Consider the following 10,889-nt stretch of genomic DNA (forward strand, 5'->3'; position numbering starts at 1 on the left):
ATAACCATAACAGCTTTGTCGGATACTTGAAAATTCTAATTTTTTAGGTCGAAAACAGTCTAAATCGAGCTTCCACTTTTTTAAAACGTACAAACGGTATCCTTGCCTAAATTGTATGGCTGCCTGACAAACGCGCAAAGATGATAAGGAGAAAAGGTAGAATTAATAACAGGTAGCATATGAATAAGGACAACGACGACATCTATATTCCAGAACGGTGTGGCCATTTTGGAAACATCGAAAACAAATAAATAGCGAAATTCAATTCAAAAATCCGACATCGAACATCCGACATCCGAAATTCCTCAAGATTGAATATAGCTTTTCAGGTGTTCAATCGTTTCTTCGTGCGAGAGGATAGTTTCTGTTACCACGTCACTGATGGAAACAATACCGCACATTTTGTCGTCTTTAGTAAAAACGGGAAGGTAACGGATATTATTTTCACTCATTACATGCATGCAGGTTTCAACTGAGTTTTCAGGTATCATACGGGGGAAATGGGTACTCATGATCTCTCTTACCTGGGTTTCCAGTGATGATTTTCCCTGGAGGATCACTTTGCGGGCGTAATCACGCTCGGTAAGCAAGCCTGCGTATGCACCATCCTCAGTGATCACTACCGAGCCAATATTTTTGTCGGACATTAGTTTTAATGCGTCTAAAACTGTGGTACTGCCATCTATGGCGACAACGCTGTTCCCCTTACGGGTAAGGATATTGGAAACTTTTTTCATGATGCTGAGGTATTATATTGGTGAATTGCCTTATCAAATATAATAGAAAATAAAACACAAAACATTAAAATGATGTTGAATTTGTTTTATAAATTTTATGGGACAGGTTCAGCCGCAAGATGTTGCGTTTACCTTTTGCGGGTATATTTCAACTTTCATATTAGATTAATATTTTAATCATAATGAAATTTTATATTTACGAATGTAACATTTGTATTTGTTTTTTGTGTATTGATGAAAATGAATTTACATTCGAAGTTCATGTGCCCCCGCGTGATTTGATATATTATTTACCTGATGCAAAAAAAGATCCTAAAATGCTATAAGTGCAACGCGCCGCTGCACTTTCAAAAACAAAGAAATTGGATTGGCCGTAACCTGCTGTTTTTTTACCTGTTAAACGTTATTTTTGCGCCCGTTGCCTGAAGGACCGCTACTTGTTGATCTCAAAAGAAAAATTAAAAGAATATAAGCGCGTTTAATTGAAGCCTGAAATTGAAAAGGTTGATACAAAAATAAACTTGTTATACCCCCCCCCAATTTAGGCCAGGCTGCCGTATAATCAGCGTATAGCCGGTGCTTTATTTTCATCCTGAAAGTGTCTTTCTAATCTCTCGTCTCCAACAGCTGATCCCTCACCCCACGTAACACTTCTATTATAATTGCGATAAAAATTGTAAGTTTTGCAAACCGAAAAAAAATTATACTATTTTTACTAACCAATATAACCGGCGATTTTGCTGCCTTTATTTTTTAAAACAAACTATAGAATGAAAAGACTCCTGTTAATTATCCCGGCATTGATTGCCGTAAATTCAATGAAAGCACAAACGGTTAACTTGTTCGACGGAAAAACAACCACGGGCTGGCATAGTTATTTAAAAACAGGCCCCGGCGCATGGAAAGTTGTTGACGGCGCACTGCAGCTTGACCCGAAAGCGCCCGAGCAGGGCGACCTGGTAACCGATAAGGAATATGAAAATTACGAACTATCATTAGAGTGGGAAATTGCTGAGGGCGGCAACAGTGGTATCATTTTCGGTGTTCATGAAGATGCTTCGTTAGATGCGACATATCTTTCCGGTATAGAAATGCAGGTACTGGATGATCAGAAAGCTGAAGATAATAAACTGGCTACACATCGTGCCGGCGCTTTGTATGATATGAAGGCCCCGGCATATCCTGCTAAACCTGCCGGCAACTGGAATAAGGTAACCATCAAAAAACTGAACGGGCACCTTACCTTTTGGCTGAATGGCAAAAAGGTTATTGATACCCAGATTGGCAGCGCTGAATGGCTGGAAATGCTGAACAAAAGCAAGTTTAAAACCTGGAAAGATTTTGCCGCCTATCCAAAAGGCCATATCGCTTTGCAGGACCATGGCGCAGTAGTTTCATTTAAGGATATAAAAATTAAAGAATTGTAATTTAGAGATTAGAGACTGGTGATTAGAGGTTAGGCAATAACAAAACACTGCCGGCTTTTTCTAATCTCCAATCTCTAATCTCCAGTCTCTATCACCACATGAACGATATTCAGATTAAAAAATCAGCTACGCTGTATGATGCCATTGTTGTTGGCTCCGGAGCAGGTGGCGGTATGGCCGGCTATGTTTTGGCGCATGCCGGTTTAAAAGTATTAATGTTAGAAGCCGGCCCTTTTTTCGATCCGGCCAAAGATTCAATGCAGCTGAAATGGCCCTATGAATCACCGCGACGGGGGGCAAGTACCAACACCCGTAATTTTGGCGATTTTGACGGCGCCTTCGGCGGCTGGGACCTGGAGGGCGAGCCCTATACGACAAAAGACAAAACTGAATTTTACTGGTTTCGCTCGCGGATGCTGGGCGGGCGTACTAACCACTGGGGGCGCATTTCGCTGAGGATGGGCCCCAATGATTTTAAAGGCCATCATATTGACGGCTTAACAGACGACTGGCCAATAACCTATGATGAGGTAAAACCTTTTTATGACAAGGTTGACCGTATGATAGGCGTTTACGGAACCGTCGAGAATTTACCCAATGAACCTGACGGCATTTTCCTGCCCCCACCAAAACCGCGGCTTAACGAGCTTTATATTAAAAAGGGCGCTGCAAAGGCAGGCGTAAAAGTAATCGCAGGCCGTGGATCTGTCCTTACTGAAGCGCTCCCTAACAATAAAGATCGCGGAGCTTGCTTCTTTTGCGGGCAATGTGGCCGAAGCTGTAAAGTTTATGGTGATTTTTCGGCTTCATCGTGCCTGGTGATCCCGGCCATGAAAACCGGAAATCTGAAGGTGATCCCGAATGCAATGGTACGCGAGGTGCTGACAGATATTAACGGCCTTGCTACCGGTGTTTCGTATATCAATAAAGATGATATGCAGGAATACCAGGTATCCGCAAAAATAGTGATCCTTGGCGCCAGCGCCGGCGAATCGGCAAGGCTGCTGCTCAACTCCAAATCAGCTGCCCACCCGGGTGGTTTAGCCAACAGCAGCGGCGTGGTGGGTAAATACCTGCACGATTCAACCGGCTCAAGCGCTGGCGGGTGGTTACCGCAGTTACTTGACCGTAAACGGTATAATGAAGACGGTACAGGCAGTATACACATCTATGGCCCATGGATGAGTGATAATAAGAAACTTGATTTCCCCCGCGGCTATCACATTGAATTTGGCGGCGGAATGGGTATGCCTGAATATGGTTTCGGCTTTGGCATGCAGGACATGAACGATAAAGTACCGGGACGTGACGCGAAACCGAAGGAAGCGGGCGGTTTCGGTGCTTCCTTAAAGGATGATTACCGTCGTTTTTATGGCACAGGTTTCGGCATGGCCGGCCGCGGTATGGCCATTGCCCGCGAGGATAATTATTGCGAGATTGACCCTAACGTGGTAGATAAATTTGGGATCCCGGTTTTGCGCTTCCATTACAAATGGAGCGATTACGAAATTAAACAGGCCAAACACATGCAGGAAACATTCCAATCCATTATGCATGAGATGGGGGCGATTTACAGCCCGATGGAAGGCCCGGAAACCAATTATGGCCTGGAGGCCCCCGGCCGCATTATCCACGAAGTGGGGACAGTGCGCATGGGCGACGATCCTAAAAAATCCGCCTTAAATAAATGGTGCCAGGCGCATGATTGCAAGAATTTGTTTGTGGTTGACGCCTCTCCATTTGTGCAGCAGGGTGATAAAAATGCAACATGGACCATCCTTGCGCTATCAATGCGTACGGCTGAGTACATCCTGGAACAAAGAAAAAAATTGAATGTTTAATTTGTTTTAAATATTAACGACACAATGAACAGACGCGACTCTCTTAAATTTTTAGGCATTGGCACGCTTGCGGCTGCCAGCCTGGTAGAAGCCTGTAAACCTAAAAATGAAAAATTAGCAGAAGATACAACCAACAAGGCTGCCGGGGCCGATGAAGCAGGCCGCCTGCCCAATGAAATAGCCCGGGATAAAAAATTAAACGAAGCCAAATTTTTTAATGACCACGAGATGGCGACTATTACCATCCTTGCGGATATCATTATCCCCAAAGATGCCCGCTCAGGCAGCGCTTCGGATGCTAAAGTGCCCGATTTTATTGAGTTTATAGTTAAAGATATGCCCGAGAACCAAACCCCCATGCGCGGCGGTTTGCGCTGGCTCGACCTGCAATGCCTTAACCGTTATAGCAAAACCTTTGCTGAAGCAGCGGGTGCCCAGCAACTGGAGATCGTTACCGCTATTGCCTATCCCAAAAAAGCAAAACCCGAACTGCAACAGGGCGTTTCCTTTTTTAACCTGATGCGCGATTTAACAGCTACCGGTTTCTATACCAGCAAAATTGGCATAGAAGACCTGGGCTATGTGGGTAACTCGCCAAACAGGTGGACAGGTGTTCCTGCAGATGTGCTTAAACAGTACGGCATGGAAGATATTTAATCGTATTAAGAATATCTTTTATAAAAAATCAAAGCTGGTTCCTATTGATAACCAGCTTTTTTTTTTATTTTTGATTAATAAGACCAATTATTGTATTGTGAGAAAAACGTTAGCATACCTATTTTGCGGTGCGGCCGCATTTTTTTTAGCATCGTGTTCAAAAAGCAACACGGTAAAACCAGGGCCGCTGGTAATTACGCCTCCGCCTGCCCCTGTGGATTCAAACTGGTCGTTTGAAACAACACCGGTATACTCTGATGAATTTAATTATTCAGGCACGCCGGATACGTCCAAGTGGGGATACGACCTTGGCGGCGGCGGATGGGGCAACCAGGAATTGGAGAACTATACCAACTCCATTAAAAATGCATATGTAAGCAATGGTGTGCTGCATATCAGCGCGCTTAACGAGACGGTTGGTACCAGCAACTATTCGTCGGCCCGTATGGTGTCAAAAAATACCGGCTGGCTGAAATATGGCCGTATTGAGGCCCTTGCAAAGCTGCCTGCAAGCCCGAAAGGTTCATGGCCTGCTATCTGGATGCTGCCAAATGATTATGTTTACGGCAACTGGCCAAATTCCGGCGAGATCGATATTATGGAGCAGGTGAGTTTTGACCCCTTAAATGTGCATTTTACAGTGCATGACCAAGCGGCCTATGGCGCCAACGGGCATTCCGCAACAACAACCATCTCTACAGACACTTCGGCTTTCCATAAATACCGCGTAGACTGGACACCTTATGCGATCAGGGGTTATTATGACGATGTAGCGATGTTCACCTACGTGAACCAGGGAGCGGGAACAGCCTCGTGGCCATTTGATCAAAAATTTCATTTGCTAATGAATATAGCGATAGGCGGAAGCTGGGGTGGCTCAAAGGGTGTAGCCACCAATGTTTGCCCGGCAACCATGCAGGTTGATTATGTGCGTTTTTATAAGATGATCCATAAATAAGCAGGAATATTTCCAATTATATTATTGTGCCGCGAATCATTGGTGATTAAATAACCCTTGGTCCGCGGCATTTTTGTTTATTGAATAAAAACTTTTTAAAATATTTTAAAAAGTTTTTATTATTTGGTAATTCATCTATATTTACCATTCATTATAACCTGATAATTAAGCTATGAAGCATTGTATCGTTTTTCTTTTATCGGCATTAACCTGCATTAACCTTGCTGCCAAACCCAAAGATGCCCCGGCATTTAACGCGCACGATTTGAGCATCACCTGGGAGCCGGTTCAAAACAATTATAAAACACCCGACCAATCTTTAAATGCCATCACCATTACCAATAATGGTAAAAACACTTTCCCGGCAGCAGGCTGGAAAATGTATTTCAATTGTGCAAGGCTTATAACACCGGCTACGGTAACCGGCAATGCCAAAATTGATTTTGTGAACGGCGACTTGTTTAGCCTAACCCCTACCGCTACCTTCACCGAAATAAAGCCGGGGCAATCTTTGCGGATCGAGTATATCGCTGATGAGCCCGTAGTAAACATTACCGACGGCCCGGATGGCTTTTATGTGGTTTGGGACAACCAGCCCGATAAAGGATACAATACAGGTGCCTGGAGCATAAAACCCTTTAAACCCAATTATGTGGGTTTGATCACACCGGCTATTATTTTTGATCAGAATAAAAATATACAGGATATACCAGGGCAACAGTTAACTAAGGTGTTTCCAACGCCGGTGAGTTATAAGGAGACTCCGGGGGATGGCGTTAATGGCTACTTTGCCCTATTCAGAGAAGACTTTATAGACCTTGTTCAAGGAAAGGAAAGTTTTCCGAAAGAAGCCGATTACTTAACAACATATGTTGAATCATTGCTAGGAGAGAAACTTAAAGCCAATCCACTTTCAAGTAACATTAGAAATATTGTGTTAGGGTTCAAAAGTGGCTTAGGCAAAGAGGGGTATGAGCTTTCTGTTACACCTCATATGATATTGATAAGTGCATCAACATCAACCGGCGCATTTTACGGAATTCAATCCCTAAAAACACTTATTCCACCATCAGCATTGGAACATCCACAAAAGGAAATCCGAATCCCATGTGTCGAGATCAAAGATGAGCCCCGTTTCCCCTACCGTGCGTTTATGCTGGATGTGGGCCGAAATTTTCAGTCGAAAAGCGAGGTTATGAGGATTCTGGATGTAATGGCTTTATATAAGCTGAATGTATTTCATATGCATTTAACAGAGGATGAAGGCTGGCGGCTGCAGATCCCGTCGCTGCCTGAACTGACGGATGTTGGCGCCAAACGCGGGCATACGTTGGATAGCAAGCATTTTTTACCGCCATCGCATGGTTCCGGCGGCGAGATTGAAAACAAAACAGGTACCGGCTTTTATACGGTTGCTGATTTTATGGAGATCTTAAAATATGCCGATAAACTGCATATCCAGGTGATTCCCGAATTTGAAGCGCCTGGCCATGCCAGGGGCGCCATCAAATCAATGGATGCACGCTATGACCGCCTGATGGCCGAAGGAAAAAAAGACGAAGCCTGGAAATACCGATTAAGCGACCCTGAGGATAAATCGCAATACAGCACCGCGCAATACTGGACAGATAATGTGATCAACGTTTCGCTGCCATCCACCTACAACTTTGTGGAAACCGTAATGGATGACGTAGTGAAAATGTATAAAGAGGCGGGCGTACCGCTAAAAACGATCAACTGGGGCGGCGATGAGGTGCCCAAAGGCGTTTGGGAGCAATCCCCGGCTTATCTCAAGTTGAAAGCTACCCACCCCGAAATACAAAGCACCGGCGACCTGTGGTACTATTTCTACGGCCGGGTGAACCAGTTAATGAAAGCCAGAGGGCTGTACACCTCCGGCTGGGAAGAAATGGCGCTGCGGAAAACCAAGCTCGACGGCAATACCTTTTATGTGCCCAACCCTGATTTTATGCCCGAGCATTTGCAGGCCGAAGTTTGGAACAACACGCTGGGCGGCGGCAACGAAGACCTGGCCTACAAACTGGCCAATGCCGGTTACAAAACCGTGCTTACCCCGGTTACCAATTTGTATTTTGATATGGCGCATTATAAATCCTTTGATGAGCCGGGTTATTATTGGGGCGCCTTCGCGGATATTGATAAACCGTTTTCGTTCATCCCATACGATTATTTTAAAAACGCGAAAGTCGACCGGGACGGGTTGCCGCTTAACCGTAATATCTTTATCGGCAAACAACGCCTTACCGACTATGGCAAAACCAATATTTTAGGCCTGCAATGCGCCGTTTGGGGCGAGAACATTAAAAGCACCGAACGCCTGGAATATATGCTATTGCCTCGCCTTTTGGGTTTTGCCGAACGCGCCTGGAGCAAGGACCCGGATTGGGCCACCGAAACCAACACCGCCAAAAGCGATTCGCTTTACCAGGTTGCCTGGGTAAACTTTGTAAATGTATTGGGTAAAAGGGAGCTGCCGCGCCTGAGTTATCTGGATGGCGGCTACAACTACCGCGTGCCGAAACCGGGCGTTGTTTTGCAGGATGGCAAATATGTGGCTAACATCCAGTTCCCAGGATTAACCATCAGGTATACGACTGACGGCACCGATCCGGATGCCAAAAGTAAGGTCTATACCGATGCTGTTACAATAACAGGAAACACCGTTAAGTTCCGTGCCTTTGATAATAAAGGCCGCGGGGGCAACGTTTCAGAACCAGTTACTCCATAAAAATAAGCAGTAGGGGCGTTTTGAGGGCGCTCCTGCTGCTTTCCAAAAAAATTCATTGATTTTTATTCAGGTTGTTATTATCGAGCTTCATTGCCCGAAAAACATCCCCTACAACCCCAAAATAATATTTATTGGATAGGTAAAGACCATGTTGTATGCTGCCCCGTTTTCATTATAAACAAAATGAACGGTAAGCGGACATACCGATAGGCCTCCACGGGCAGATGTATAGAGGCTGCTTTCAAAAAATTGAACAGGACTGTTGTATACGGCATGTGGTTGGAGGATTTCAATAGGTGAGCCTGCAATATCTCCTATTTTTTTTCCATTCGAATCAGACACATACCATTCCAATATCTGGACAGGGTATGGTGCCGAATTTACAAATTTAAAGGAAATGCCTTTTCCCGCAACGTTGTTTACGGTTGTATCGGTATAGAAGGCCTCACCGGTAACGGTCGGTTCTATAACATAAATCCGGCAGTCGGCAGTAACAAAGCCACTCTGAGCAGACGCCCTTATGATAGCGTTGCCCGGATGTTTTGCAGTAATAATGCCCAGCGCATTTACTTTTACTATGGAAGTATCTGATGAACTCCATATGATATTTTTATTTGCAATGGTTGAGGGTATTATGGTAGCCGTTAGTGTATCACTGGTGCCCTGAACCAAAGAAGACAACGTTTTATTTAATTTAATCCCGATCACATTAACAATACAGGTCGCGCTAACTGTGTTCGCCTTATTTTTTACTGTAACTATGCACGTCCCAGCTTTAACCGGACTTACGATACCTGGTTTTCGTACCTTCGCTATAGAGGTGTCGGATGAGGAGTACAACAAAACGGAATCAGCTGTGTTTGAAGGTGAGATGGTTACGATGAATGCACCTTGAACGCCGACAAATAAATTAAGTGTGTCTTTACTTAGTTTGATGCTTTGCAAATTGACCGGATTCATTTGCTGCTGTTGACTTTTTTTGCATGACGCCATCAGGAAAAAAACAAATACCAGGAAGAGAGGATAACGGCAATTCATCGTATTGTGATAACTATATCGCCAATTTACAGCTAAAATATTGATGAATAGAATTATTTGTGCAATTTTTGAAAGTTGTCGAATCTTTACCCCTAAAACACCACATTAAATCCAACATAATAATTGCGTGGTGCTGCTGCATTATAGTAGCGGCTGCCAAGGGCATTAAGGTCATCGCCCAGGCTGTATTTTTGGTTCAGCAAGTTTTCGGCCCCGGCGTACAGTTCAAAACGGCTTTTGCGGTTTAGTTTATGCTGCCAGCCGGCTTTTGCTGCTAATAAATTATAATGCGGGGCGTATACTGTATTGCCATCATTCAGCGGGATGCGGGCGGTGTAGTTATGTTCGAGGTATAGATATAAATACTGCGGGAATTTGATCTGCACGCTGGTGATTACCACCTGTTGAGGCACGCCGGTTAACTGGTTGCCGGCGTAGCTATTGCTGGCATCATGATAATCGCTGCTGAATTTGAAATGATCAAGCGTAACCGATTCATTAAACTGCAGGCCCCGGATAAAATCCGAATTGTTTTGACGGATGATCCAGTCGGTAAAATATACCTCAAGCCCCGGCTGGCTGGTACCGCCTGCGTTGATATAATAGGTTGTTTCATCAGCGTTAAAACGCGGAACAATGGCGTTGTTAATGCGGTAATAAAACACCGATGCATCCAGGAACATGGTTTCATCGGTATTGCGCAGGCGGAAACCGGTTTCATAGTTCCATCCGTCTTCCGCTTGCAGGTTGGGGTTGATGGCATGATCCGTTGGCCGGATCTCCGCAGTGGTTGGAGTTGAATATCCGCGGCTAACCGAGGCCCTCCAAACAAAATCATTGGTGATTTGGTATGCCAGCGCTATCCTCGGCATTAACTGCGGTGTAAAATAACGGTCGGTATAAGCAGTTTCCACGTTTGGGTAAACATTCAAGAACTTATAATCATAAAAGTTCAAACTCAAGGCTGCTTCCAGGTGAAACCTTTTGGCAATATCAGCCACGTAGCGTCCAAAGAAAAAATGTTGGTTGGTGTTGATCTTATCTAAAGTCTGGGCGGTATCCCTCACCCCGTTCCGGTTCCCGTAGTTATTGATAGCTGAATTGGTTTGCTGCCACTCCACCCCGAAGTTTGTTTTCCATTTATAGTTTTTAAGCGTATCGCCGGTATATTCAAAGTAGGTGCGAAAGCCATAAGTGCCCTCGTAACGGTGGCCGTAATTAGTAATAAAAGGGTTGGCAAAATCAACATAAGTACCAAAAACAGACAGCACATTGCGAAGATGTTCATTAAAATGATATTCATTAACCGCGCCGCCAAAAAGCACTTTCTGATAGATCCCTGCTTTTTGCTGAATGGCCCCGGGCGTAAATTTTGTGGGGATGCGGGCCTGCTGCGGGTCGGCCTCAAACTGGGCGAGGGTGAGGCCGCCTGGTGTTTCATAAGTCAGATCCGAATAAAAGCCAAGGAGCCTGAACTGGTCG

The 10,889-nt window shown here is 44.7% G+C and carries 8 protein-coding genes; 5 read left to right on the top strand and 3 right to left on the bottom strand.

All coding sequences use genetic code 11. The features are described 5' to 3' along the window. Positions 1-305: 305 nt before the first annotated feature. Positions 306-737: a CBS domain-containing protein gene (locus QZY09_RS09120; protein ID WP_295671394.1), complete on the bottom strand. Its 432-nt coding sequence runs from the start codon at positions 735-737 to the stop codon at positions 306-308. Between the two features lie 770 nt (positions 738-1,507). Here QZY09_RS09120 and QZY09_RS09125 point away from each other — a divergent pair. The 5 genes from QZY09_RS09125 to QZY09_RS09145 all read left to right on the top strand — a co-directional run bounded on the left by QZY09_RS09125 (position 1,508) and on the right by QZY09_RS09145 (position 8,369). Next, positions 1,508-2,164 (top strand): DUF1080 domain-containing protein, encoded by a 657-nt coding sequence (locus QZY09_RS09125; RefSeq protein ID WP_295671397.1) that lies wholly within the window; start codon positions 1,508-1,510, stop codon positions 2,162-2,164. A gap of 98 nt (positions 2,165-2,262) precedes the next feature. Continuing rightward, positions 2,263-4,005 (top strand): GMC family oxidoreductase, encoded by a 1,743-nt coding sequence (locus QZY09_RS09130; RefSeq protein ID WP_295671400.1) that lies wholly within the window; start codon positions 2,263-2,265, stop codon positions 4,003-4,005. Between the two features lie 24 nt (positions 4,006-4,029). Continuing rightward, a complete protein-coding gene (locus tag QZY09_RS09135) occupies positions 4,030-4,662 on the top strand; it encodes a gluconate 2-dehydrogenase subunit 3 family protein (RefSeq protein ID WP_295671405.1) in 633 nt (210 codons plus the stop codon). 97 nt (positions 4,663-4,759) lie between these two features. Then, positions 4,760-5,620, top strand: coding sequence for a glycoside hydrolase family 16 protein (locus QZY09_RS09140; protein WP_295671408.1), 861 nt, complete (start codon positions 4,760-4,762; stop codon positions 5,618-5,620). 172 nt (positions 5,621-5,792) lie between these two features. Then, the gene (locus tag QZY09_RS09145) at positions 5,793-8,369 is read left to right on the top strand and encodes a family 20 glycosylhydrolase (RefSeq protein ID WP_295671411.1); all 2,577 of its coding nucleotides are present in this window, start codon (positions 5,793-5,795) and stop codon (positions 8,367-8,369) included. 108 nt (positions 8,370-8,477) lie between these two features. Here QZY09_RS09145 and QZY09_RS09150 read toward each other — a convergent pair whose 3' ends face one another. Beyond that, a complete protein-coding gene (locus QZY09_RS09150) occupies positions 8,478-9,329 on the bottom strand; it encodes an Ig-like domain-containing protein (protein ID WP_295671414.1) in 852 nt (283 codons plus the stop codon). A 170-nt stretch (positions 9,330-9,499) separates the two neighbouring features. Further along, positions 9,500-10,889 (bottom strand): TonB-dependent receptor (locus QZY09_RS09155; RefSeq protein WP_295671417.1); only part of this gene is annotated, 1,390 nt, incomplete at its 5' end.

Source organism: uncultured Mucilaginibacter sp. (assembly GCF_903913935.1).
Classification (GTDB): domain Bacteria; phylum Bacteroidota; class Bacteroidia; order Sphingobacteriales; family Sphingobacteriaceae; genus Mucilaginibacter.

Coding starts and splice junctions, on each gene's coding strand:
- QZY09_RS09120 (WP_295671394.1), bottom strand. CDS start 737: ATGAAAAAAGTTTCCAATATCCTTACCCGTAAGGGGAACAGCGTTGTC.
- QZY09_RS09125 (WP_295671397.1), top strand. CDS start 1,508: ATGAAAAGACTCCTGTTAATTATCCCGGCATTGATTGCCGTAAATTCA.
- QZY09_RS09130 (WP_295671400.1), top strand. CDS start 2,263: ATGAACGATATTCAGATTAAAAAATCAGCTACGCTGTATGATGCCATT.
- QZY09_RS09135 (WP_295671405.1), top strand. CDS start 4,030: ATGAACAGACGCGACTCTCTTAAATTTTTAGGCATTGGCACGCTTGCG.
- QZY09_RS09145 (WP_295671411.1), top strand. CDS start 5,793: ATGAAGCATTGTATCGTTTTTCTTTTATCGGCATTAACCTGCATTAAC.
- QZY09_RS09150 (WP_295671414.1), bottom strand. CDS start 9,329: ATGAATCCGGTCAATTTGCAAAGCATCAAACTAAGTAAAGACACACTT.